Annotated in this window: 20 protein-coding genes and 4 pseudogenes; 18 read left to right on the top strand and 6 right to left on the bottom strand. The window is 73.0% G+C overall.

Annotated elements, in window-relative coordinates:
- Positions 1–511 precede the first annotated feature (511 nt).
- Complete coding sequence (locus tag Asi03nite_RS35860) at positions 512–1,399, top strand: Replicase polyprotein 1ab (protein WP_203684968.1); 888 nt, start codon at positions 512–514, stop codon at positions 1,397–1,399.
- Complete coding sequence (locus Asi03nite_RS35855; RefSeq protein ID WP_203684965.1) at positions 1,396–2,394, top strand: HAD-IIA family hydrolase; 999 nt, start codon at positions 1,396–1,398, stop codon at positions 2,392–2,394. Before Asi03nite_RS35860 ends, Asi03nite_RS35855 begins: the two co-directional genes overlap by 4 nt.
- Before the next feature lie 76 nt (positions 2,395–2,470).
- On the opposite strand, the gene Asi03nite_RS35850 is transcribed toward Asi03nite_RS35855, so the two are convergent.
- The 3 genes from Asi03nite_RS35850 to Asi03nite_RS35840 form a co-directional block, all read right to left on the bottom strand.
- A complete protein-coding gene (locus Asi03nite_RS35850) occupies positions 2,471–2,710 on the bottom strand; it encodes a hypothetical protein (RefSeq protein ID WP_203684964.1) in 240 nt (79 codons plus the stop codon).
- A gap of 167 nt (positions 2,711–2,877) precedes the next feature.
- Positions 2,878–3,411: a GNAT family N-acetyltransferase gene (locus Asi03nite_RS35845; RefSeq protein ID WP_203684963.1), complete on the bottom strand. Its 534-nt coding sequence runs from the start codon at positions 3,409–3,411 to the stop codon at positions 2,878–2,880.
- A gap of 165 nt (positions 3,412–3,576) precedes the next feature.
- Positions 3,577–3,912, bottom strand: a complete 336-nt coding sequence (locus Asi03nite_RS35840; protein WP_203684962.1) for an SCP2 sterol-binding domain-containing protein — start codon at positions 3,910–3,912, stop codon at positions 3,577–3,579.
- A 95-nt stretch (positions 3,913–4,007) separates the two neighbouring features.
- Here Asi03nite_RS35840 and Asi03nite_RS38725 point away from each other — a divergent pair.
- The 13 genes and pseudogenes from Asi03nite_RS38725 to Asi03nite_RS35775 all read left to right on the top strand — a co-directional run.
- A pseudogene (locus tag Asi03nite_RS38725) lies at positions 4,008–4,571 on the top strand (phasin family protein); the annotation flags it as partial.
- A gap of 475 nt (positions 4,572–5,046) precedes the next feature.
- Entirely contained in the window at positions 5,047–5,232 is a 186-nt protein-coding gene (locus Asi03nite_RS35830) for a hypothetical protein (protein ID WP_203684969.1), read from the top strand.
- Positions 5,233–5,254: 22 nt separating this feature from the next.
- A pseudogene (locus Asi03nite_RS35825) lies at positions 5,255–6,100 on the top strand (TlyA family RNA methyltransferase); the annotation flags it as partial.
- A gap of 218 nt (positions 6,101–6,318) precedes the next feature.
- Positions 6,319–7,206, top strand: a complete 888-nt coding sequence (locus tag Asi03nite_RS35820; protein ID WP_203684961.1) for an NAD kinase — start codon at positions 6,319–6,321, stop codon at positions 7,204–7,206.
- An 85-nt stretch (positions 7,207–7,291) separates the two neighbouring features.
- Positions 7,292–9,049, top strand: a complete 1,758-nt coding sequence (gene recN / locus Asi03nite_RS35815) for a DNA repair protein RecN (protein WP_203684960.1) — start codon at positions 7,292–7,294, stop codon at positions 9,047–9,049.
- A gap of 102 nt (positions 9,050–9,151) precedes the next feature.
- A complete protein-coding gene (gene steA / locus Asi03nite_RS35810; RefSeq protein WP_203684959.1) occupies positions 9,152–10,330 on the top strand; it encodes a putative cytokinetic ring protein SteA in 1,179 nt (392 codons plus the stop codon).
- 7 nt (positions 10,331–10,337) lie between these two features.
- Positions 10,338–11,264, top strand: a complete 927-nt coding sequence (locus Asi03nite_RS35805) for a copper transporter (protein WP_203684958.1) — start codon at positions 10,338–10,340, stop codon at positions 11,262–11,264.
- Between the two features lie 16 nt (positions 11,265–11,280).
- Positions 11,281–12,108 carry a hypothetical protein gene (locus Asi03nite_RS35800; RefSeq protein WP_203684957.1) on the top strand — a complete coding sequence of 276 codons (828 nt, stop codon included), beginning with the start codon at positions 11,281–11,283 and terminating at the stop codon, positions 12,106–12,108.
- 122 nt (positions 12,109–12,230) lie between these two features.
- A complete protein-coding gene (murJ, locus tag Asi03nite_RS35795) occupies positions 12,231–13,778 on the top strand; it encodes a murein biosynthesis integral membrane protein MurJ (RefSeq protein ID WP_239103176.1) in 1,548 nt (515 codons plus the stop codon).
- Positions 13,779–13,953: 175 nt separating this feature from the next.
- Entirely contained in the window at positions 13,954–15,060 is a 1,107-nt protein-coding gene (locus tag Asi03nite_RS35790; protein ID WP_203684955.1) for a glycosyltransferase family 4 protein, read from the top strand.
- On the top strand, positions 15,057–17,294 hold the full coding sequence (locus tag Asi03nite_RS35785) for a hypothetical protein (RefSeq protein WP_239103175.1): 2,238 nt from the start codon (positions 15,057–15,059) through the stop codon (positions 17,292–17,294). Before Asi03nite_RS35790 ends, Asi03nite_RS35785 begins: the two co-directional genes overlap by 4 nt.
- Before the next feature lie 123 nt (positions 17,295–17,417).
- Positions 17,418–19,106 carry a CTP synthase gene (gene pyrG / locus Asi03nite_RS35780; protein WP_203684954.1) on the top strand — a complete coding sequence of 563 codons (1,689 nt, stop codon included), beginning with the start codon at positions 17,418–17,420 and terminating at the stop codon, positions 19,104–19,106.
- On the top strand, positions 19,106–19,654 hold the full coding sequence (locus Asi03nite_RS35775) for an NUDIX domain-containing protein (protein ID WP_203684953.1): 549 nt from the start codon (positions 19,106–19,108) through the stop codon (positions 19,652–19,654). The genes pyrG and Asi03nite_RS35775 overlap by 1 nt, the downstream gene beginning before the upstream one ends.
- Before the next feature lie 2 nt (positions 19,655–19,656).
- On the opposite strand, the gene Asi03nite_RS35770 is transcribed toward Asi03nite_RS35775, so the two are convergent.
- Positions 19,657–21,063, bottom strand: coding sequence for an alpha/beta hydrolase (locus tag Asi03nite_RS35770; RefSeq protein WP_373872216.1), 1,407 nt, complete (start codon positions 21,061–21,063; stop codon positions 19,657–19,659).
- Between the two features lie 61 nt (positions 21,064–21,124).
- Positions 21,125–21,655, bottom strand: a pseudogene (locus Asi03nite_RS35765) (transposase); the annotation flags it as partial.
- Here Asi03nite_RS35765 and Asi03nite_RS35760 point away from each other — a divergent pair.
- The 3 genes and pseudogenes from Asi03nite_RS35760 to Asi03nite_RS35750 all read left to right on the top strand — a co-directional run.
- A pseudogene (locus Asi03nite_RS35760) lies at positions 21,644–21,780 on the top strand (IS5-like element IS4811 family transposase); the annotation flags it as partial. The pseudogenes Asi03nite_RS35765 and Asi03nite_RS35760 sit on opposite strands and share 12 nt — an antisense overlap.
- A 185-nt stretch (positions 21,781–21,965) precedes the next feature.
- Complete coding sequence (locus Asi03nite_RS35755) at positions 21,966–22,499, top strand: PadR family transcriptional regulator (protein ID WP_203684952.1); 534 nt, start codon at positions 21,966–21,968, stop codon at positions 22,497–22,499.
- Complete coding sequence (locus tag Asi03nite_RS35750; RefSeq protein ID WP_203684951.1) at positions 22,483–23,118, top strand: GyrI-like domain-containing protein; 636 nt, start codon at positions 22,483–22,485, stop codon at positions 23,116–23,118. Before Asi03nite_RS35755 ends, Asi03nite_RS35750 begins: the two co-directional genes overlap by 17 nt.
- A 213-nt stretch (positions 23,119–23,331) precedes the next feature.
- Here Asi03nite_RS35750 and Asi03nite_RS35745 read toward each other — a convergent pair.
- Positions 23,332–24,711 (bottom strand): NF041680 family putative transposase (locus tag Asi03nite_RS35745; RefSeq protein WP_203684950.1); only part of this gene is annotated, 1,380 nt, incomplete at its 5' end.

Below are 24,711 nucleotides of genomic sequence, written 5' to 3'. Positions count from 1 at the left end.
GGGTGGTGGCGACCGGGGCGGCTTCCGTGGCGGCGACCGTGACCGTGGCGGTGCTCGGGAGAGCTTCCAGGGTGGTTCCGGCGGCTTCCGCGGCGACCGCGAGGGTGGCTTCCGTGGCGGTGACCGGGACCGTGGTGGTTACCAGGGCGGCGGCGACCGCGGTGGGTTCCGTGGTGGCGATCGTGACCGTGGCGGTTACCAGGGTGGCGGCGACCGGGGTGGGTTCCGTGGCGGTGACCGGGATCGCGGCGGCTTCCGCGGTGGTGACCGCGAGGGCGGCTTCCGTGGCGGCGACCGGGACCGAGGTGGCGACCGTGGCGGGTTCCGGGGCGACCGGGAGCGCGGCGGGTACCAGGGGGACCGCCCGGAGAACACCGAGGAGGGCGGTCAGGCCGCGTTCCAGGCTCCGGAGATCCCCGCGGACATCGACGCGAACGACCTCGACCAGGAGGTGCGCTCGGAGCTGGTAGCGCTGTCCCGGGACGTCGCCGACAAGGTCGCGCGGCACCTGGTGGCGGCCGGCCAGATCATCGACGAGGACTCCGAGCTGGCTCTGCAGCACGCGATCGCGGCACGCCGGCTGGCGTCGCGGATCGCCGTGGTGCGGGAGGCGGTCGGCCTGGCGGCGTACGCGGCCGGGGACTGGACCACGGCGATCGCCGAGCTCCGGACGTACCACCGGATGACCGGGAAGCAGACGCACCTGGCCGAGCTGGCCGACTGCGAGCGGGCGCTCGGGCGCCCGGAGCGGGCCATCGACCTCTATCGGGGCGCGGACGTCGCGAAGCTGGAGAAGTCCGGCGCCATCGAACTGCTGATCGTGGCCGCCGGCGCCCGCGGTGACCTCGGCCAGCACGACGCGGCCGTGGCGATGCTCCAGGTCAAGGAGCTCACCGGGGAGGAAACCGCGGAGTGGGCCGCCCGGCTGCGGTACGCGTACGCGGACGCCCTGCTCGCCGCCGGCCGTCGCGAGGAGGCCCGGGAGTGGTTCGGGCGGGCCGCCGCTGTCGACGAGGACCAGCTCACCGACGCGGCGGAGCGGATCCTCGAGCTCGACGGCGTGACCATCGAGGGTGACGACGAGGACGAGGACGACGAAAACCTGGAGGGCGAGGCGCGCGCCGCGGCCGACCGGGACGTCGAGGACGAGCGGGACGACGACGAGGACGAGGACGAGTCTGGCTACGACCGGGACGACCGGGACGACGCCGACGAGGACGACGACGAGCCGGTCCGGGTGGCCGACACCGACGTCAACACCGACGCCGTGAAGTCCGGGAAGCACGAGGTCCCCGCGGCGGTCTTCGAGGCGCCGGAGACCGACGCCGAGGAGGCGCAGAAGGGCGACCGGGACGACGACGAGTTCACCGGCCGGGCGGAGGACCGACCGCAGGCATGAGCGACCATCTCGCCGGTGGCTACGACCTGGTCATCTTCGACCTGGACGGCGTCGTCTTCCTGATCGACAAGCCGATCCCGGGCGCGGCCGAGGCGGTCGAGCGGCTGCGCGCGGACGGGACGTCGATCGCGTACGCGACGAACAACGCGTCCCGCCGCGCGGCGGACGTCGCCGCGCTGCTCGCCGGCATGGGTGTCAGCGCTGACCCGGCCGAGGTGCTGACCTCGGCCGGGGCGGCCGCCGCACTCGTCGCCGAGCGGGTCGAGCCTGGTGCGCCGGTGCTCGTGGTCGGCGCCGAAGCGCTGCGCGGCGAGATCCGCGACGCCGGGCTCGTCCCTGTCGACTCGGCCGGCGACCAGCCGGTGGCGGTCGTTCAGGGGTACGGGCCCGAGGTGGGCTGGAAGATCCTGGCCGAGGCGGCGCTCGCCGTTCGCGCCGGAGCCACCTGGTACGCGACCAACACCGACCGCACCCTGCCCAGCCCGCGCGGGCCGCTGCCGGGGAACGGCTCGCTGGTCGCGGTGCTGCGGACCGCACTGGACCGGGAACCGGACGTGGTGGTCGGCAAGCCGCAGCCCGCCCTGTTCACCACGGCGGCGTCGCTGACCCGGGCGGAGCGCCCGCTGGCCATCGGCGACCGGCTGGACACCGACATCCAGGGCGCGGTCCGCGCCGGCATGGACAGTCTGCTGGTCCTGACCGGGGTCAGCGGCCCGGCGGACCTGCTGGCCGCGCCGGCCGAGCGCCGCCCGACGTTCGTGGCGGCCGACCTGTCCGGCCTGTTCCGTCCGGCCGAGCAGGTCATGGTCCCGGCTGCCGCGGTCGACGGCTGGACGCTCGCCCGCCAGGGTGACGGCGTGGTGCTGTCCGGCTCCGGCGACCCCGTCGACGCGTTGCGCCTGCTCTGCGGCGCGACCTGGGAAGGGATAGCGGTGGCGGCGATCTCGGCCGGATCGGAAGCGGCCACCGAGGTGTTGCGCGGTTGGGGGCTCTGACCTCGTACCACAGCGGATCTCGCAGTTGCAGCCCCGGCCGACGGCCGGGGCTGCGCCGTTTCCGGACCTTGCGCCGTCAGAACGGCTGGCGCAGGTGGGACGGCTCCTGGTGGTACTGCTCCGGGCGCGGGCGGTGCTTGCGCCGTGGCAGCGGAGGGGCCTCCGGGTCGATGTGGAAGATGCCGTCGACCATAGCCACCATCGGGGAGCTCATGTAGTCGAAGTCGGGCACCGCGACTCGTTCGGCCCGCTGGTGCACATTCTCCGCGTTGCACGTGTCGTCGATGCACGGAACGTCGGGGCGGACATGGTTCATGATCGCCTCCCAGTTGCCCGGGGCGGCCGTCGTCCGGCGGTCGCTTGCACCCTCATCGTGCCACCGGAAATCCCGGAGCGGCCAGGGAAATCGCCTCTGACGCGGATTAGGGGCGGGCGAACGGGGTAGCGGATGTCCGCGCGAGTGCGCCCTCAGCGCCGGGCGGGTCAGCGGAGGCCCACGCAGTCGTGATCCCAGAAAGTGTGCAGGTAGACCAGGGTGCCGGTCATCCACGGCCGGTGGCCGGCGAGCGGCCTGACCTGGAAGGCGGCGTCCGGGGTGCGCAGGGACGGCTTGCGGAAGGCCAGGGTGTCGCCGGCGACGAAACCCCGCCTCGAGTAGTAGGCCGGGTCGCCCTCCAGGAACACCAGCGGGACGTCGCGCCGGTCCAGCTCGGCGACGCCGTACTCGACAAGGGATTTTCCGACGCCCTGCCGCTGTCGCTCCGGGGCCACCGCGAGCGGGCTCAGCACCTGCACCGGGACCAGTCGTTCCGGGGCGTCGAGCAGGCTGCGGGTGAACATGACGTGCCCGGCGATCTCGCCCTCGTCGTCGGCCACCAGTGACAGGAAGCTCGGATCATCCCGGCGCAGACCGTCGACGAGGCGGGCCACGACCTTCCCGTGGCCGTCGCCGAAGGCGCGCTCCACGAGCCGGGCGATGGCCGGGCGGTCAGCGGGGGTCTCCACGCGAATCTGCATCCCGCGACGTTACGGCGGGGTGGGGCGGACGGCAGCCCATTTCCGCCTTGATCGGCCGGTGACCGGTTGTGGTCTGTCGCTTGATGGGCCGGTGACCGGTCTGGTCTGTCGATCGTCCAGGCCGGTTGAACGATCCGGGTCGCGCGGGCGTACCACCCGGCGTGATCAGAGGAGTTTGCGGAGCTTGAGCAGGTCGAACGGATTCGCCTTGACGACGATCTGCCGGCCCGCGATCGCGCGGGTGACGTCCAGCTTGCCGTTGATCAGCGCGAGAAGGTCGTCGCTGGCGGCGATGAGGGCGATCTTCGCCTTCGGGTCGTCGCCGTCGGTGATGCCGGTCAGCAGGCCGCCGGTGATCCGGCCGTGGAACGCCGCCTGCAGGTCGGTGACCCGGCAGGCGAGCGTGCGGTCCAGGTCGAGTCTGCCGCGTGCCTCCGCGCTGGCCTCGAGCCTCGCGGCCAGGTCGTGCAACGCTTGGCGGCACTCGTCCACGGTGGCCATCGGCATCCCCCCTCGCGACACCAGCACCGTACCTCAGCAACTTGTCGGGGGCTCCCGGTAGCGTGGCACCCGACGCGGCGAGAGGAGGAGGGATCATGCCGGACGCATGGCGGGCTTATCTGGACCTGGCGCTCGGGCTGACCGAGACACCCCGGAAGAAGGCGCAGCAGGTCGCCGGTGAGCTGCTCAGCCGGGGCGGCGCCACGGCGGCGCAGGTGCAGGGGCTGGTCGAGGACCTGCTCTCGGCGGGCATCGCGAACCGTGAGGCGCTGACCAGCATCGTTCGTTACGAGGTGGACCGCGCGCTCGGGCGGGTCGGGCTGGCCACCGCCGACGAGGTCGCCGAGTTGACCTCCCGGGTGCGCGATCTGGAGAAGGAGCTGCGCGCGGCGCAGGCCCGGGCCGCCGCGGCCGAGGCCGGGGCGCTTCGGCCGGCTACCGGAGCCGTTCCGGCGGCCGCTCCTGCGGCCCCGGCGGAGAAGGCGCCGGCGAAGAAGGCGGTGGCCAAGAAGGCGGTGGCGAAGAAGGCGGTGGCGCGGAAGGACCCGTCCACTTCGGCTGGTCCGGTGAGGGCCACGGGTGGTGCTGGTGCCGGCTCGTCCGGGGCGGCGCCGGTGAAGGCCACGGGCCGCGTGTCGAAGGCGGCGGGTGGTCCCGCGAAGGCGGCGGGTGGTCCCGCGAAGGCGGCGGGTGGTCCCGCGAAGACGACGCGTGGGGCGGCGAAGAAGGCGCCCGCGAAGCGGCCTGCCGCCTCGGCGGGGTCCACCTCGGCGAGCCTCGCCCCGCCCGGGACGGCGGTGTCGCCGGTCAGCGAGGTGAAGGAGGCCGCGGCCGCGACCGTGCTGCCCGACGTCGCACCCGCCGCGCGGGCCAGGAAGTCGCGGCCGGCGGCGGGCAGCGCCGGCCGGGCCGAGAGTCCGGAGGCGTGATCCTGTGACGTTTCCCAGTTCCGCGCAGGGTGCGCCTCGGCCCGGGCCGTCCCAGGGTGGTTTCCGGCCCGGACCGCCGTCTGGTGGGTTCCGGCCGGGACCGCCTCCCGGCGGGCCGCAGCCGTCCGGAGCCGGTTCGCCGGGGCCGGCGCTCGGCGGCCCGGCGCACGGTGGTGGGCCGGCGCCCGGTGGGCACGGACAGACCGTGGAGCCGGCGGCGCACTACCGCATCGGGGAGGACGGGATGGTGGAGGAGACCGGTCACGCGGCGGTGGACGCGGTGCTAAGTTCGCTCGCCAACGCCGCGCGGCTGGCGCCGGGTGAGCAGATCGCCGAGTTCGAGGCCGCGCACCAGGTGCTCCAGGAGACCCTGGCCAGCATCGACCGCTGACCACGTACCAAAAAGGAACTCGATGGCCCGCCGTGCGCGTCTTGACGCCGAGCTCGTCCGCCGCAAGCTTGCTCGCTCCCGGGAACAGGCCGCCCAACTCGTGGCGGCCGGCCGGGTCCAGGTCCGGGGGACCGTGGCGCACAAGGTGGCGGCCATGGTCGACCCGGCAGACCCGGTGCTGGTCACCGGGGAGGATCCGCAGACGGAGTACGTCTCGCGCGGCGGCCACAAGCTGGCCGGGGCGCTCGCCGCGTTCCGGCCGCGGGGGCTGAGCGTCGAGGGGCGGCGCTGCCTGGACGCGGGCGCGTCCACAGGTGGGTTCACCGACGTGCTGCTACGTGCGGGCGCCCGGCGGGTGGTCGCGGTTGACGTGGGGTACGGCCAGCTGGCCTGGCCGATCCGCACCGACGCGCGGGTCGACGTGTACGAGCGGACCAACGTGCGCACGCTGACCCCGGAGGCGATCGGCGGGCCTGTCGACCTGACGGTGGCCGACCTGTCGTTCATCTCGCTGCGGCTGGTGCTGCCCGCGCTGGCCGCCTGCACTCGCCCGGACGGGGACCTGGCGCTGATGGTGAAGCCGCAGTTCGAGGTGGGCAAGGAGCGGGTCGGCGCGGGTGGCGTGGTGCGCGACTGGCGGCTGCGGGCCGAGGCCGTGCTGGACGTCGCCGCGGCCGCCGCCGGGCTGGGCCTGGGCGTGGTGGACGTCACCGCCAGCCCGCTGCCCGGGCCGAGCGGGAACGTGGAGTTCTTCGTCTGGTTCCGGCGGGACGCGCCGGCCGCGGACCGGGAGCGGATCGAGGCTGTGGTCGCGGCCGGCCCGTCCGGTGACGCCGCGACCAGCGCCGCCGACGAGGACCCGGCGGGAGCGCCGGACGCCGGCGACCAAGCGGGTTCGGCGTCGGCGGTTGCCGGTGGCGGTGGAAGCGCCGGCTCGGAGTCGGCCGGCGCGGGCGGCGTGGTGGGGCCGCAGGGGGCCGCGGCCGGGGGACAGCACGGGGGCGAGCCCGCCGCGGGGCGGGATCAGGGACGACCGGGGGCCGCGGAGGCGCGGGACGACCAGCCGGTGGCGCACATGGAGGACAAATGACTCGCTCGGCTTTGCTGGTCACGCATACCGGACGCCGGCAGAGTACGCAGCACGCCCGTACCGTCGCGCTCGATCTCGTCGCCGCCGGCTTCGAGGTCCGGGTCATCGCCGACGAGGTCGCCGATCTCGGGCTGCCCGACGAGGTGCGTGCGGTCGACGGGGCGGAGGCGGCCGAGGACATCGAGATCGTGCTGGCGCTCGGCGGCGACGGGACCTTCCTGCGCGCCGCGGAGCTGGCCCGGCCGGTCAAGGCGCCGCTGCTCGGGATCAACCTGGGCAAGGTGGGCTTCCTGGCGGAGGCCGAGATCGACCACATCGACCAGGCGGTGGCCGAGATCGTCGCGGGCGACTACTCGGTGGACGAGCGGCTCACGCTCGACGTGCGGGCGGAGTACGACGGCCGCCTGATCGCCGAGTCGTGGGCGCTCAACGAGGTCACCGTGGAGAAGGGCCAGCGGGCCCAGATGCTGGAGCTGATGGTCGACGTGGACGGCCGGCCGCTGTCCCGGTACGGCTGCGACGGCGTGGTGTGCGCCACACCGACCGGCTCGACGGCGTACGCGTTCTCGGCCGGCGGGCCGGTGGTCTGGCCCGAGGTGGAGGCGCTGCTGCTGGTGCCGATCAGTGCGCACGCGCTGTTCAGCAAGCCGCTGGTGACCGCGCCGACGTCGACGTTCAAGCTGACCGTGGACCCGTACACCTCGTTCGCCGTGCTCTGCTGTGACGGTCGCCGCACCTGGGACCTTCCGCCCGGGTCGACGGTGACGGTGGAGCGCGGCCGGCTGCCGGTTCGGCTGGTCCGGCTGGCCCCGCGGCCGTTCACCGACACCCTGGTGGCGAAGTTCGAGCTGCCGGTTGTCGGATGGCGCGGAAACAGGCGCTGACCACGGGGTGCGATCGGCTCGATAGACGCTGATCCAAAACCCCCGCACTGGGCATTTGTCGGAGGGTCCCACTACCCTCTGCCCTGTGCTGGAGGAACTGCGCATCACCGGGCTCGGCGTCATCGACGACACGACCTTGCGGCTGTCTGCGGGTATGAACGTGATCACCGGTGAGACCGGCGCCGGTAAGACGATGGTCGTGACCGGTCTCGGACTGCTGTTCGGCGGGCGGGCCGACGCCGGCCGGGTCCGCGCCGACCCGGGCCGGGCGGTGGTCGAGGGACGCCTGCGGCTCAAGGGCACGCTCGGCGACGCGGTCCGCACCCGGATCACCGACGCCGGCGGCGAGACCGACGACGACGGCTCGCTGCTGCTGAGCCGCACGGTCACCGCCGAGGGCCGCTCCCGGGCGCACGTCGGCGGCCGCAGCATGCCTGTCGCCACGCTCAGCGAGCTGGGCGAGCAGGTGCTGGCCGTGCACGGCCAATCCGACCAGCTGCGCCTGCTGCGCCCGAGCGAGCAGCGTTCCGCACTGGACAGGTTCGCCGGCCCGGAGCACGAGAAGCTGCTGGACGGTTATCGCGAGGCGTTCGCGCGCTGGCGCAGGGTGGTCGACGACCTGGCCGACCGGCGGCGCAACGCCCGCCAGCGCTCGCAGGAGGCCGACCTGCTCAAGCTGGGCCTCGACGAGATCACCCGGGTCGACCCACAGCCCGGCGAGGACGAGGACTTGCGCGCCGAGGTGCAGCGGCTGGAGCACGCCGAGGGGTTGCGGGTGGCCGCCGCCCTGGCGGCCACGGCGCTGGCCGGCGGGGTCGAGGCGGCCGACGACACGCCCGACGCGACGACGCTGCTGGGCACCGCCCGGCGCACGCTGGAGGGGCAGGCCGGCGTGGACGCCAAGCTGGGCGACCTGGCGGTGCGCGTCGAGGAGGCGGCCACCCTGGTCGGCGACGTCGCCTCGGAGCTCTCGGCGTATCTGAGCGAGCTGGACGCCGACCCGGCCCGGCTGGAGGCGATCTACGAGCGGCGGGCCGCGCTGCGCGCGCTGACCCGGAAATATGCCGACGACATCGACGGCGTGATCGCCTGGGCGGAGAACGCGAAGACCCGCCTGGGCGAGCTGGACACCTCCGACGAGCTGCTGGAGGAGCTGGACAAGGAGCGCCAGCGGCTGGCCGTCACGGTCGGCGAGCTGGCCGGGCGGCTGACCGCGGCCCGCCGCGAGGCGGCCGTCCGGTTCTCCGAGGCGGTCAGCGTCGAGCTGGCCGGTCTGGCGATGCCGCACGCCCGGGTCGAGGTCGCGGTGCTCACCCACGCACCGGCCAGGGACGAGCCGGCGGTGACCGTCGACGGCGAGGAGCTGGGCGCCGGGCCGGACGGCGCGGACGAGGTGGAGCTGCGGCTGCTGGCCCACCCGGGCGCGCCGTCGCTGCCGCTGCAGAAGGGCGCGTCCGGCGGTGAGCTGTCCCGGGTGATGCTCGCCATCGAGGTGGTGTTCGCGGGCGCGGGTGGCCCGCCGACCCTGGTCTTCGACGAGGTGGACTCGGGTGTGGGCGGCACCGCCGCGGTGGAGATCGGCCGCCGGCTGGCCCGCCTCGCCCGTACCCATCAGGTGCTCGTCGTCACACACCTGCCGCAGGTCGCGGCATTCGCCGATCGCCACCTGGTGGTCGCGAAGGACACCGGCGGGGCGATCACCACGAGCGGTGTCCGGATCGTGGAGGAAACCGAGCGGGCGCGGGAGTTGTCCCGGATGCTGGCCGGCCTGCCGGATTCCGACCTGGGCATCGCCCATGCGGAGGAACTCCTGGCGGTAGCCGGCAAGGAGAAGCGTGGATGAGAAAAAGCTGATCACGGAGAGGCGGACGAAACGTCCGTTTTGTCAATGAGCTAGAGCATGTCTAACGGGGGCCGCGTGAAGCGGCGTGTCAGGATGGCCGGGATGCGACTTCCCACCTTGCGCCGCGCGCGCACCACCGAGCCGGGCCCGGTTTCCGGGGTGGCCCGGCTCGACCGGCGCACCAAACGGCTGACCGGCCGGCTGCGGCCGGGCGAGATCGCCGTGATCGACCACGTCGACCTGGATCGGGTAGCCGCCGACTCGCTGGTCGCCTCCGGCGTGACAGCGGTGCTCAACGCGAAGCCGTCGATCTCCGGGCGCTATCCGAACCTCGGGCCCGAGGTGCTGATCCAGGGCGGCGTGGTGCTCGTCGACAACCTGGGCGAGGAGGTCTTCGCCGGGCTGCGCGAGGGTCAGGTGGTCAGCGTCGAGGGCGACCAGGTGCTGCTCGACGGCACCGCGGTGGCCACCGGCACCCGGCAGGACGCGGAGAGCGTCGCCAAGGCCATGGCGGACGCGCGCGACGGCCTGTCGGTGCAGCTCGAGGCGTTCGCCGCGAACACCATGGACTACCTCAAGCAGGAGCGGGACCTGCTGCTCGACGGCGTCGGCGTGCCGGACGTGCAGACCCGGATCGCCGGGCGGCACGTGCTGATCGTGGTCCGGGGCTACGACTACAAGGAGGACCTGGACGTCCTCCGGCCCTACATCCGGGAGTACAAACCGGTCCTGATCGGCGTCGACGGGGGCGCCGACGCGCTGGTGGAGAACGGCTACACCCCCGACATGATCATCGGTGACATGGACTCGGTCACCGACGACGTGCTGCGCTGCGGCGCCGAGGTGGTCGTGCACGCGTACCCGGACGGGCGCGCCCCCGGCCTGGAGCGCGTCAGCAACCTGGGCGTCGACGCCCTGACCTTCCCGGCCGCGGCCACCAGCGAGGATCTCGCGATGCTGCTCGCCGACGAGAAGGGCGCGTCGCTGATCGTGGCCGTCGGCACGCACGCCAACCTGGTCGAGTTCCTCGACAAGGGCCGCGGCGGCATGGCCTCGACGTTCCTCACCCGGCTCAAGGTGGGCGGCAAGCTGGTCGACGCGAAGGGCGTCAGCCGGCTCTACCGGCAGAACATCTCCGGCTCGGCGCTGCTGCTGCTGGTGCTCTCGGCGGTGGCGGCGATGGCGTCGGCGGTGGCAGTCTCGACGGTGGGGAAGGCATATCTCACGGTGGTGTCCGAGTGGTGGGACAATCTCGTCTTCCAACTCGGCAATCTTCTCTGAGGGCGTCGTGATCAACTTCAGGTACCACGTGGTGTCGCTCACCGCGGTCTTCCTCGCGCTGGCGATCGGCCTGGTGGTCGGCACGGCCGCGCTCAACGGCCCGGTCTCGGAGAACCTGCGGGCCCAGCTGACCGCGCTGAACAAGGACAACAACGCCAAGCGCGACCAGGTCAACCAGTACAAGGAAGAGCTCACCCGCAACCAGGACTTCGCCAACGAGACCGCGCCGTACGTGCTGGGCGGCAAGCTCGCCACGCGCAAGGTCGCGGTGGTGGCGCTGCCCGGCGGCGGCGAGTCGGCAGACGGCGTGGTGAAGATGCTGACCGTGGCCGGCGCGACGATCACCGCGCGGGTCACCATCGAAGACAAGTTCATCGATCCGAACAACGCCAACGAGCTGCTCGACCTGGCCGACCAGTCGTCGCAGCCGACCATCTCGGCGGCCAGCCTGCCGTCCAACAGCGACGGCGTGGAGACGGCCGGCGCGCTGCTGGCGCTCACCCTGCAGCAGGGCGCCACCCCGGCGAGCCCGGCCGACGTGACGGCCGTGCTGGCCGCGCTGAGCAAGGCCGGCTACATCTCGGTGGCCGACGGCGCGGCCGGTGGCGCCGAGGAGGTCGTGCTGGTCGCCGGCGTCCCGCCGACCGACAAGGACGCGGCGAAGAAGACGCAGAACGCGGTCACCGTGGCCGCCCGGTTCAAGAGCCACCCGCTCGTGGTGGCCGGGACCAGCGTCGGGGACAACAACCTGGTCTCCGAGATCCGCGGTGATCCGACGCTGGTCAAGGAGATCTCCACGGTGGACAACGCGAGCACGGTGCAGGGCCAGGTGGCGACCGCGATGGCCGGCTACGAGCGGCTGGTGCAGAACAAGATCGGGCAGTACGGGCTGGCCGCCGGTGCCACCTCGCTGGTGCCTTCGGCCGCGCCGTAGGGCAGACTCTCCAGCCATGGCCTTCCTCCGTTCTCTCGGGACCGGTGCCCTGGTCGCACGCGCCGTGCTGGGCTGGGTACGCCACGATCCGCACGCGGCAGCCCTGAGCCGGACCAACTTCCACGGGCGCACGGTGACCCTCGCGGGCGGCCCGGCGCTGGCCGCCGGCGCCACCGTGGGCGCGGCCGCCGGGGCGGCGACCGGCCGGCTCGCGGCCGCCGCGATCGCCGCGGGCGCGGTCAGCGGCGCGGTAGGCCTCTACGACGACGTGGTCGGCAACCGCCCCGAGCAGAAGGCGGCCAAGGGCTTCGCCGGCCACCTGGGCGCGCTCCGCGCGGGCCGAATCACCAGCGGCCTCGTCAAGATCGGCGGGGTGGGCGCGGCCGGCCTGGCCGCCTCCGCGCTGATCGGCAGCCGCCGCGGCAGCGGTTTCGGCCGCGGCGTCGACGTGCTGCTCGGCGCGGGCGTCATCGCCGGCACCGCCAATCTGCTGAACCTGCTCGACCTGCGCCCCGGCCGGGCGATCAAGGCCGGTCTGCTGCTCGGCGCGCCGCTCGCGGCCGGCCGCGGCGCCGCGATGACCGCCGGCGCCCTGGGCGCGAGCGCCGCGCTGCTCCCCGCCGATCTGGACGAGGAGATCATGCTCGGCGACTCCGGCGCGAACGCGCTCGGCGCCCTGCTCGGCGTCGCGTTCACCGCCCGCGCCGGCACGGCCGGCCGGTTGGCGGCGCTGGCGGCGCTCGCCTCGCTCACCGCGGCCAGCGAGAAGGTGAGCTTCACCCGGGTCATCCAGGACACGCCCTGGCTGCGGCGCCTCGACGAGCTCGGTCGCCGGCCGGCGTGACGTCCCCGAACGATCCCGGCGCCGCTTCCGCGACGCCGGCCGATCCAGCCGGCCCGGGCGCGGTCTCCGGCGGCGGGTCCGCGCCTGGTCCCGCTTCCGGCCTCGGTGGTACGGCGGCGCGGGTGGCCGGGGCCGCGGCGCTGATCACCGTGCTGACGATCCTGGCCCGCGTCGCCGGTTTCGGGCGCACGCTGGTCTTCTTCTACACGGTCGGGGAGGGCGGCCACGGCGGCCTGCCGGACCTGTACTTCGCCGCGAACACGGTGCCCAACATCGTCTTCGAGCTGGTCGCCGGCGGGGCGTTGGCCAGTCTCGTGGTGCCGCTGCTGGCCGGCGCGGTGGCCGCGCGCGACCGCGCCCGGGTCGGCCGGATCACCTCCGCGCTGCTCACCTGGATGCTCGCGCTCACCGTCCCGCTCGCGGTCGTGGTCGCGCTGGCGGCCGGGCCGATCACCGGGCTGCTGCACGGGATCCCGCCGGAGCACCAGGAGGTCGCCGCCCGGATGCTGCGGATCTTCGCGCCGCAGCTGCCGCTCTACGGCATCGGGATCGTGCTGACCGGCGTCCTGCAGGCGCACCACCGGTTCGCCTGGCCGGTGATCGCGCCGCTGCTGTCCAGCGTCACCGTGATGACCGCCTACCTGACGTACGCCCTGGTCGACGGCGCCCGCACGGACTTCGCCGGGCTGTCCGCGGCCGGCGAGCTGATCCTGTCGGCCGGCACCACGCTCGGCGTGGTCGTGCTCACCTTGTGCCTGCTGATCCCGCTGCGGGCGCTGCGGTTGCGGCTGCGTCCGGGCTTCCGGTTCCCCGGCGGCGAGGGCCGGCAGGCGGTCCGGCTGGGCTGGGCCGGCGCGGTCACGGTCGGCGCACAGCAGGTCGTGGTCGCGCTGATCGTCACGCTCGGCGCGCAGCAACTGGCCCGCTACAACGGCGCGCAGACGATCTTCCTGTTGCCCTGGGCGGTGCTGGCGGTGCCGCTGGCCACAGCGGTCTACCCGCGACTCGCGGACGCGGCGGTGCGGCGGGACGAGCGGGCGTACGCCGGGGCACTCGCCGGCACGGCCCGCTCGATCGTGCTGCTGGCCGGTCTCGGCACGGCCGCGCTCGCCGGGCTGGCCGGGCCGGCCGCCCACCTGATGAACGCCCGTGGCGCGGCGCCCGGGATCGTCGGCTTCGCGCCGGGCCTGGTCGGCTACGCGCTGTTCGCTCTGCTGTCCCGCGCGCTCTATGCCCGCGGCGCGACGGTCGCCGCCGCGGTCGCCTCCGGGACCGGGTGGCTCAGCGCCGGGATCGCCGTCGTGGTGGTCACCGCGACCACCACGGGGGGAGCCGAACTGGCCGGTCTGGGCCTGGCCAACGCGCTCGGAATGTCGGTAACCGGACTCCTGCTGGTGCTCGCGGTGCGCCGGCACGCGGGCCGGCAGGCGCTCGCCGGGCTGCCCCGCGCGGTGACGGCCGCCCTGGTCGCGGCGGGTGCGGCGGGTCTCGCGGGGTGGGCCGTGACAGCCGGCCCGCAGGGGGCGACCCCGAGCGTGCCGCGCAGCGTGCTGGAGGGCATCCTGGGCGGTGTCGTGGTCGCTGTGGTGTTCGGCGCTGTCGCGTTCGTGCTGGACCGGCGGGACCTGGGCCCGCTGGCCGCGACGCTGGCCCGGCGGCTGCGCAAGTGATCGCCGGGCGCCACGGCGGCCGGCGGCGCGGTCGGCCGCGGGAGGCGGCCCCAGGCCGCCGATCAGACCCTTGGGCGCCGGCCGCGCCAGGCCGGCTGGTGGCCAGGGGCGGGTCAGGGTGGGTCAGGATCGGTGCGGACCCGGCGCGGCCGGGACGGAAAGGGGTAGGAGGGTCGTGAGCAGCGACGACGGGTGGCGCGGCACGGTCGTGCTGGTGCTCGGCTCGGCCACCGGCGGCACCGGCGGGCACGTCCTCTCGTTGGCGCGCGGCCTGGTCACGGCCGGCTGCCAGGTGCTGGTCTGCGGGCCGGCCGCCAACGACGAGCACTACGGCTTCACCGCCGCCGGAGTGGGGTACAGCCCGGTCGAGATCCCCGCCGACCCCGGCCCGCAGGACTCCGGAGCGATCCGGGCGCTGCGCCGCGCGATCGCCGGCCGGGGCGCCGACGTCATCCACGCGCACGGCCTGCGGGCCGCTTTCGTGGTGTCGCTCGCCCGCACCGGTGTCCCGCTGGTGGTGACCTGGCACAACGCCGTACTGGCGAAGGGCCTGCGGGGTCAGGCCGGCGCCCTGGTCGAGCGGATCGTGGCGCGCAACGCCGCGCTCACCCTCGGCGCGTCGGAGGACCTGGTGGAGCGGGCCGTCGCGCTCGGCGCGAAGAACGCCCGGCTCGGCCCGGTCGCCGCGCCGCAAGCCCGGCCGCCGAAACGCACCAGGCAGGCGGTCCGCGCCGAGTTCCGGATCAAGGGCGACACCCCGCTGATCCTGTCGGTCGGCCGGCTGCACCCGCAGAAGCACTACGACCTGCTGGTCGACGCCGCCGCCCGGTGGCGTGAGCTGGACCCGGCCCCGGTGGTCGTGGTGGCCGGCTCCGGGCCCAGCTACATGCCGCTGGCCCAGCGGGCGTCCCGCACGCACGCCCCGTTCCACCTGCTCGGGCACCGCAGTGACGTGCCGGACCTGCTGCTCGGCGCCGACCTGGCGGTGGTCACCAGCGACTGGGAGGCGCGGCAGCTGTTCGCCCAGGAGGCCCTGCGGGCCGCAGTGCCGCTGGTCACCACAGCGGTGGGTGGTCTGCCCGGCCTGGTCGGGGACGCCGCCGTGCTCGTTCCGCCGGGCGACCTCGACGCGCTGGATCAGGCCGTACGCCAGCTCCTGTCCGATCCGCAACGCCGGGCGGACCTCGCCGCCCGCGGACCACGGCAAGCCGCCACCTGGCCGGGCGAACTCGACGTGGTGAACGCGGTCCGGGCGGCTTACGCCGAGGTGTGCGGATCGTGACCGGACGTCTCGACCGCCTGCGGCGGGTCCGCCCGCCGGGCACCCCGCGCGGGCGCCGCGCCGCCGTCTGGGTGCCCTACCTGCTCGTCGTGCTGGTCGCGGTGGCCAGCCTGGTCGGGCTCACGATCCGCCCGGCCGGGCGGGCCGAGCGCGGCATGGCCGACTACGTGGTGGTCGCCGCCGCGGCCGGCCTGCGCTGGGACGACCTCGACCCGCAGCGCACCCCGGCGCTCTGGCAGGAGGCGGCCAAGGGCTCCACCGGCTGGCTGTCGGTGCGCTCGGCGCACCAGGTGACCTGCCCGTCGGACGGCTGGCTGACGCTGGGCGCCGGCAACTACGCGGCCTGGGACACCGGGCGGGTGACCGGCCGCTGCCCGGCGGTCTCGCCCGAGGTGACCCGGCCGGACGCCATCGGCGCGAGCGTGACCGAGCAGAACACCGTGGTCCGCACCAACCAGGAGAAACTGCCGTACGGCACCACCCCGGGGGCCCTGGCCGAGTCGGTCCGCTGCACCGTGGCGGTCGGCCCGAACGCCGCGGTCGCCGCGGCCCGCCCGTTCGGCCGCGTCGACAGGTACGCCGAGGCGCTGCCCGGCGACCCGCGCAAGCTGCTCTCCGAGTGCGTGCTGAGCATCGTGGACCTGGGCACCATCACCGGCGCCGGGGCCGAGCGGCAGGCCGCGGTCGCCGCCGCCGACGCCACCCTGGCGCGGGTGCTGGCGGCCCGCCCGGAGCGGTCGCTGATGCTGATCGCCGGCGTCGCGGACACCGACACCACCTCGCGGCTGCACGTGGCGATCGCCGAGGGAGCGGGCTGGCGGGGCGGCCGGCTCACCTCGGCGGGCACCGGGCGGCAGGGCTATCTGCAGCTGATCGACCTGGCCCCGACGGTGCTGGCGGTGCTCGGCAAGGCCGCGCCGGAGAAGCTGTTCGCCGGGTACGCGGCGACCGTCTCGAAGGGGCGGCCGGCCGACCCGGCGAAGGCGATGCAGGGGCGCAACGACGCCGACCGGCGGGCGATCGCCCAGCACGGGGTGGCGTCGATCTTCTTCGCCGTGCTCGCCGCCGTACAGCTGATGCTGTTCGTCGCGATCATCCCGGTGCTGATGCGGGCCCGGCGGCACGCCGGCCCGGCCGCCCCGCCGCTGCCGCCGCCGAGGCTGGTGGCGGTCGCCGAGGCGGCCCTGATCGCGGCCGCGCTGGCCATCCCGGCGGCGCTGGTCGCCGACGTGGCGCCGTGGTGGAGCGCGGACCATCCGGCCTGGATGTTCGGTGGTGCCACGTTCGTGCTGATGGTGGCCGGGACGCTGGCCGTCCGGCTGGCCCGGCGCTATCGGTCGACGCTGTGGCCGATGGGCGCGGTCGCCGCGATCAGCGCCATCGTGATCGTGGTGGACCTGCTGACCGGCGCGCGGCTGCAGCTCAACGGGGTGGCCGGATACTCCGCGACGCACGGCGTGCGGTACGCCGGGCTGGGCAGTGTCGGGCTGGGCGTCTTCGTCGGCGGGCTGCTGCTGGCCGCCGGCTGCCTGGCCCAGTGGGCCGGCCGGACCTGGCGGCCGGTGGTGATGGTGCTCTTCGGCGGGCTCGGTGTGGTGATGGTCGGCAACCCGTACCTCGGGGCCGACCCGGTCGGCGCGATCGCGGTGACCGCCGGGGTGTGCGTGGCCGCGGCGATGAGCTCCGGCGGCTGGCTGACGTTCGCGCGGGTGGCCTGGGCGACGCTCGGCGCGATCACGGTGACCGTCAGCTTCGCCGCGCTGGACCTGCACCGCCCGACGCTGGAACAGGGCACGCTGGGCCGGTTCCTGAGCGCGCTGGGCGGCGGCACGGCCGGCCCGGCGATGCAGCGGGCGGCCGCGGCGAACGGCCAGGCGCTGCTGGACAGTCCGCTGAGCCTGCTGGCCCTGGCCGGCGCGGTGATGCTGCTGTTCGGCCAGTTCTCCCCGTGGGGCGGGCTGAACCGGGTGTACGGCCTGCACCCCGCGGTGCGGGCCGCGATCGCCGGCACCGCTGTGGCGTCGGTCACCGCCGGGATCTTCGGCGGCACCGCGCTCGGGGTGGCCGGCGCGGCCGCCGCGACCGTGGTGCCGGTGGCCGTGCTGACCGCTCTGCGGGTGCTGCTGCACGCCGCCGACCGCACCCCGGCGCCGGGCGTGACGGACGGTCCGGGCGGCCCGTTGTTGCGCACCGCCGACGAGGAGCAACCCTCGGTGACCGAGCCGGCCGGCTGACACGCACGTCCACCAGCCCGAACGTGGCGGGTCCGGCAACGAGTGTTACGGTGGACTCCCGTGGATGGGGCGATGGAGCCCCGGTCTGCAGAGTCAGAAGACAGGCGACCACGGGAGCGGGCCTTGGCCTCATCAGTGCGCGACACGCGGCACATCTTCGTCACCGGGGGCGTCGCCTCCTCGCTGGGCAAGGGCCTCACCGCCTCCAGCCTCGGCAATCTGCTCACCGCCCGCGGCCTGCGCGTCGTGATGCAGAAGTTGGACCCCTACCTGAACGTCGACCCGGGCACGATGAACCCGTTCCAGCACGGCGAGGTCTTCGTCACCGAGGACGGCGCGGAGACCGACCTCGACGTCGGGCACTACGAGCGCTTCCTGGACCGGGACCTGTCCGGCAAGGCGAACGTGACGACCGGCCAGGTGTACTCGGCGGTCATCGCCCGGGAGCGGCGCGGGGAATACCTCGGCGACACCGTGCAGGTCATCCCGCACATCACCAACGAGATCAAGAGCCGGATCTTCGCGATGGCCGACCCGGACGAGAACGGTCTCGTCCCGGACGTGGTGATCACCGAGGTCGGCGGCACGGTCGGCGACATGGAGTCGCTGCCGTTCCTCGAGGCGATCCGCCAGGTCCGTCATGAGGTCGGCCGGGACCGGGTGTTCTACCTGCACGTCTCGCTGGTGCCGTACCTGGCGCCGTCCGGTGAGCTGAAGACCAAGCCGACCCAGCACTCGGTGGCGGCGCTGCGCAACATCGGCATCCAGCCGGACGCCCTGATCTGCCGCAGCGACCGGGAGATCCCGCAGAAGATGAAGGAGAAGCTGGCGCTCTACTGCGACGTCGACGTCGAGGCGGTCATCGGCTGCCCGGACGCGCCGAGCATCTACGACATCCCGAAGGTGCTGCACGACGGCGGGCTCGACGCGTACGTCGTACGCCGCCTCGGCCTCTCCTTCCGCGACGTCAACTGGCGGACCTGGAACGACCTGCTGGAGCGGGTGCACCACCCGAAGCGCACGATCACCATCGCGCTGGTCGGCAAGTACGTGGACCTGCCCGACGCGTACCTCTCGGTCACCGAGGCGATCCGCGCGGCCGGCTTCGGGAACACCGTGAAGATCCAGATCCGCTGGGTGCCGAGCGACAGCTGCGAGACCCCGGCCGGCGCGGCGAACGCGCTGAAGGGCGTCGACGGCATCGTGATACCCGGCGGCTTCGGCGTGCGGGGCATCGAGGGCAAGGTGAACACCTCGCGGTACGCGCGGGAGAACCGGATCCCGATCCTCGGGCTCTGCCTCGGCCTGCAGTGCATGACCATCGACGCGGCCCGCAACCTGGCCGGCCTGACCGGCGCGAACTCGCTGGAGTTCGACGAGACGGCGGCCTACCCGGTGATCTCCACGATGGCCGACCAGGAGGACATCGTCGCGGGCAAGGGTGACCTGGGCGGCACCATGCGCCTGGGCGCGTACCCGGCGAAGCTCAAGGACGGCTCGATCGTCGCCGAGGTCTACGGCGCCACGGAGATCTCCGAGCGGCACCGGCACCGCTACGAGGTGAACAACGACTACCGGGACAAGCTCGCCCAGTCCGGGCTGGTCTTCTCCGGCACCTCGCCGGACGGGCGCCTGGTCGAGTTCATCGAGCTGGACCGGGAGACCCACCCGTACTTCGTGGCCACCCAGGCGCACCCGGAGCTGAAGAGCCGCCCGACCCGCCCGCACCCGCTCTTCGACGGCCTGGTCAAGGCCGCCGTGGCGTACGCGGCCGCCGACGAGCTCCCGGTCGAGCCGGTCGAGGTCTCTTGATGGCGTTCGAGCACGAGACGGTCGGGTCCACCGAGCGTTACCACGGCGCGATCTTCGACGTCGTCACCGACGAGGTGACCATGTCCGGTGGCGGCACCGCGCAGCGTGACGTGGTCCGCAACAAGGGCGCTGTGGTGGTGGTGGCGCTCGACGACGACGGCCGGGTGGTGCTGATCAAGCAGTACCGGCACGCGGTCGGCGCCCGGATCTGGGAGCTGCCGGCCGGGCTGCGCGACGTCGACGACGAGGATCCGGCGGTGACCGCCGCCCGTGAGCTCGCCGAGGAGGCCGACCTGACCGCCGGCCGCCTCGACAAGCTGATCGAGCTGCACACCTCGCCCGGGTTCAGCACCGAGCACGTCCTGGTCTACCTGGCCCGGGGCCTGGCCCCGGTGCCGTCACCGGAGCGCCACACGCGCACCGACGAGGAGGCCGACCTGGAAGTGGTCCGGGTGGAGCTGGCCGAGGCGGTCGCGATGATCTTCCGCGGAGAGATCACCAACGCGGCAGCGGTGGCCGGGCTGCTCGCCGCCGCGTACCAGCGCTGATCTCACTCCGCCGCCGGGCAGGACGCGCCCGGCGGCGGGACGGCCAGGTCGATCAGGTAACGGTCGACGGTGGCGATCGTGCACGGGGTGCGCAGGTACGAGCCGTGCCCCCAGCCCTCGTAGGTGACCAGCCGCCCGTGACGTCCCAGCTCGGCGGCGACGTGACGGGCCCACTGGTAGGCCGTCCGCGGGTCGTGCCTGGCATTGATCAGCAGCACCGGGACGTCGGTGCGCACCGCGAGCCGGTGCGGCGGGTTCGCCACCGGCCGCGGCCAGCCCAGACAGGTCGAGACGGCCAGCATCCCGGCGCCGTAGCGCACGTCCGGCGCGGCGTCCGCCGCGACCTTCAGGATCCGGCGGTACGACCGGAAGTCCCGCACCGCGGCCGGGAAGTCCCCGCAGAAGATTCCGCTGGCCACGTCCAGAACCGGCGGCGGCGGTGGCTCGTTCCGGTCCAGTTGCCGGATCAGGCCGGCGAACTGCGGCCAGCGCGGCGTCTGCAGCAGGCCCAGCGGCGTCGAGGCGATCTCGAACGAGGTCAGCGGCCGGTACGTCCCGCCGTCGGCGCGCTGCAGGATCGACCGCCAGGTGGCCCGGATGTCCGTGCCGTGCAGCACGCACTCGGTCTCGGTCACCCGGCCGCACCAGGCCACGAACTCGTCGAACGAGTCCTGCAGCGCGGCCGCCTCGGTGCGGACGAACTCGGTCAGCGGCAGGTCGTGGTCGAAGACGCTCTCCAGCACCATCGCGCGCACCCGGCCGGGGAACTGCTCGGCGTACATCTGGCCCAGCAGCGTGCCGTAGGAGCTGCCGTGCAGGGCCAGCCGCGGCTCGCCGAGCGCCTGGCGCAGCGCGTCGATGTCCCGCGCGATGGTCGCCGAGTCGGCATGGTCGAAGACCGGGCTGGTGGCACGGCACTGCCGCCAGTAGTCGCGGTTCGCGGCCACGGCCGCGTCGAAATCGGCCTGGTCCCGGAGGACGACCGGCGGGCGGTCGGGTTGCGGCGCGCAGGTGGGCGCGGCCGTCCGGGCGACGGTACGCGGGTCGAAGCTCACGATGTCGAACCTGTCCAGTTGCTCCTGGCTGAACCGGTCCCCTTCGATGGGCCGGTCCATCCCGGAGTCGCCCGGCCCGCCCGGCAGGAAGACGAGCGTGCCGACCCGGCGCTCCGTCTTCCCGGCGAACCGCTTGGCCACCGACATCTCGAAGGTGGGGCCGTGCGGGCGCGCCCAGTCGACCGGCAGGGTCAGCGTCGCGCAGACCACGCCGTCCGGCTTGCCGTCGCACTCACCCCAGTCCAGTCCGGGCGACTTGTGCGGGCCGGCCGGCGTGACGGCCAGGCCGAGTGCGCTGAACAGGGCGACAACGGGATGCACGGTGACTCCTCGGGTCCAGTGACGCGGACCGATTCATCGTTCCCCGCGGCCGGCCGCGGGCCTATCCGGTGTCGCCCCTAAGAGCGCGTCTGATTCATGTAATTTGTGAGTTATGCCGTTTTAGGTGTCGCCAGGTTGGGGGGGTTTCGCCGGTGAGGCGTCTGGTGAGGTTGTCGACCATGGCGATAGTGATCATGCTGGCGGAGTTGTCGGGTCGGGCTTCGTAGTCACGCACGAGGCGGCGGTGCTGCATCAGCCAGCCCAGGGTGCGCTCGACCACCCACCGCCGCTTGACCACGCTGAACCCTTTGACCTGCGGGTCCTTGGTGACGATCTCGATGTCGATACCCAGGTTCGCGCCGTGCTCGACGACCGTGGACTTGAACCCGGCATCGACCCATGTCTTGGTGATGCTGGGGTATTTAGTAGCGGTTTGGTCGAGTAGGTCCATACCTATCGCGTTGTCGCTGACGCTGGCCGCGGTGACGATCACGTAGAGCAGCAGTCCGAGGGTGTCGGTGATGATTCCGCGCTTGCGGCCGACGATCTTCTTGCCGGCGTCGGTGCCCTGCGTGCCGGTCGGAACATTGGTGGAGGTCTTCACGCTTTGGGTGTCCATGAACGATCCCTGTCCTGGCTGATGCGTGCCCGCCGTGATGCCCGCGACTACGAACGCCTCCCCGAGCACTCCGAAGCCCACATCACCTGGGCAAACATCACCATGATGACCCGCCGGATTACCCGCGGGCATGGTCGACGAGCCGCAGTACCCACACTCATCGCCGCCTAATCAGCTGGAGATCCGAAGCGGGGTCGCGTCCCAGCGACGAGCTCGGATCAGCCGTCTCAGCGCACGGCGTCGGCCCAGCGGGCGATCCTCCAGGAACACATCCACCAGGAAATGTTCGACACTATTCTAGTGTTAGAATATAGGCATGGACCTGACGCCTGCTGAGCTCACCGTGCTGGGTCTGATCATCGAGCGCCCCCAGCACGGCTACGACCTGGAACGGGTGATCGAGCAGCGCGGCATACGACAGTGGACCGACATCGGGTTCTCCTCGATCTACTACCTGCTCGGCAAGCTGGAGAAGCGTGGCCTGCTGCACGCCCCCGAGGGTTCCGCCGGCGGGAAGTCCCGCCGAGTCCTGCACGCCACCAGCGAGGGCCGCGATGTGGCGGCGCGAGTGGCGCTGGCCCTCGTCGCCGGCCCCCAGCCGGTCCCGAACCCGCTGCTTGTTGGCATCGCGAACCTGCCCTTGTTCTCGGAACAGGATTATGCGCAGGCACTGCGCGCCCGCCTGACTGCTATCGAAACGCGCATCACCGGGGTCCGGGCGGCTGCCGAGGCACAGGCCGCCCTTCCGCCGGCGGCGCGTGAGGTGTTCTCGTATTCACTGAGCCTCATGGAGGCGGAAAGGCAGTGGCTCGCCAGCCGAGTCCAGGTACCCGATGACGAACAAGACTGACTTCAAGAAGACCCTCGACGTCTACCAGGCGCGACAGGGCCAGTTCCAGGTTGTGGACGTGCCCGACATGCAATATCTGATGATCGACGGGCACGGAGACCCCAACACCTCGCCCGTCTTCGCCGAGGCGTTGCTGGCGCTCTACCCGGTGGCGTACAAGCTGAAGTTCGCCAGCAAGACGGAGCTCGATCGCGACTACGTCGTCCCGCCGCTGGAAGGCCTCTGGTGGGCCGAGGACATGGACTCCTTCACCACGGCGCGCGACAAGTCGCGCTGGGACTGGACGCTGATGCTCATGACCCCGGACTGGATCCACCCGGACATGTTCGCCGCCGCCGTCGAGCGGGCCGGGGCGAAGGACCGGCCGGCGCGTCTCGGCGACCTCCGTCTCGAGACCCTGTCCGAGGGCCGATGCGTGCAGACCCTGCACATCGGCTCCTTCGACGAGGAGGCGGACGTGCTGGCGCACCTGCACGACGAATTCATCCCACGGCAGAGGTTCCACATGGCCGGCAAGCACCACGAGGTCTACCTCAGCGACTCCCGGCGAGTAGCCCCCGAAAAGCGGCGCACCATCCTCCGGCAGCCGATCACCGCTGGATCCGTACTGGGGGCATGACAGGCGGAGCGGGTACGCGGGATGCGGCCAGCGGACCCCACGGGGGAGGACGTGCTGGGCGCCATTCGAGGCGAAACTTGTTACCTTCCGACTTTGCGGCGTTCGGATCGGCGTCACAGTGACGGTGATACGAACGGCAGAGACACTGCTCGGCTGACCTGAATTCGCGCTAGCTGCGGAAACAGGTTGTGGGACAGCCACTAAGCTTGTCGTTTAACCAGTTCGGCGGGGCTTGGTGCCCTTCTTGTGATGAGTCGGCCGCTGGTGAGCCTGGCCGGTGACCAGGATGAGTCCGACGTCGTGACGGGCAGCGGGCTGCCGGTTGCGGGAGCCGGGTGGCCGTCCGGGGCCGGGACGGCTGGGTTTAGGCGCACGCGCTGGTGAGCCGCTGGTCGCCCGGAGGTTCCGAAACCCGCGCCGCACCCGCGCCGGGGTTAGCCGCTCCGATGCCATCGGGCGTTCCCAGGGCCGGCGCAGGTCTTGTGCGAGTGGGCGGGCGAGACGCAGCTGAGTATGCGCGGCCAGGACCAGCCACGTCCAGCGGTCCGCGGCGGCCGGCTCGCGGACTTGCGGGGCGGTCCAGCCGAGCGTCTGCTTCAGCAGGCGGAAGGTGTGCTCAATGTCGAAGCGGCGCAGGAACGCCTGCCAGCACCGGTCGACATCAGCATCGGTGGCGTCGACCTTGGACCACCACAACCAGACCGGCTTCGGCTCGCCCCGGCTGGGCAGGTGCTCGACAGTGAGCCGGATGACCGTGCCCTCGATGATCGGCAGCGCCTGGTCGTGGTCGACCCAGGCAGCTCGACGGGTCAGTCGTGGGTGCAGCCGGTCCCAGGCCTGCACCTTCACCTGGCCATAGAGACGGGTATCGGTGACCGTGAGCGCGTGCTCAACGTCCCAGGTAGCGGGGTCACCGAAGACGAACTCACCACCGTGCTTGGTCGGCCGACCACCCAGTGGCCGATAGACGCGCGGCGGGGTCGGACGGCGCAGCACCCGGTCGGAGCGCATCCGACCGAGAATCTCCACCGGGAGGTCACGCAGCAGCCAGGCGATACGCGGGGCCTCGTAGCCGGCGTCTAGCACGACCAAGATGTCGCGGTCTCCCGGCCGCCACTGGCCGGCATCAACAAGCCGGTCGACGAGCTGCCGCACCTGCGCACACGTGATCGCCGTGACGTCCGCGCCGGGCGGCAGGCGAACCGCGTCCAGCAGAGCGGTCCAGGAGGTCCGGCCGGTCTCCAGGGCGGCGATGATCGAGTACGGCCAGCCCGGGATCATTCGGTGTTCGTCCTTGCCACGGCCGTAGGTGTGGCAGAACGAGCGCTGTGGACTGCAGTCGCCGTCCGGGCGCAGCCACGGTGAGACGTCCACGGCGAGGACCAGGCGGCCGTCCGCCGCCCGCGGCAGCGGCATCCCGGCCAGCTGCCGGCGCAGCGACTCGACGTCGATGCGCCCCGCGTTGAGCGCGTCGTACAACGCGCCGTGGCCCCGCCGGTGCTCCGGCGCCAGCGACAGCCCGACCAGGGTCTTGACCGGCCCGTCGGTGCACAACAGGGCATCGGTCAGCTCGAACAAGGCGTCAGCCCGCCT

The sequence above is a fragment of the Actinoplanes siamensis genome, from assembly GCF_016862395.1.
GTDB lineage: Bacteria > Actinomycetota > Actinomycetes > Mycobacteriales > Micromonosporaceae > Actinoplanes > Actinoplanes siamensis.
Note: the sequence above shows the minus strand (reverse complement) of the source record. Positions and strands in the feature narration are given on the sequence as shown.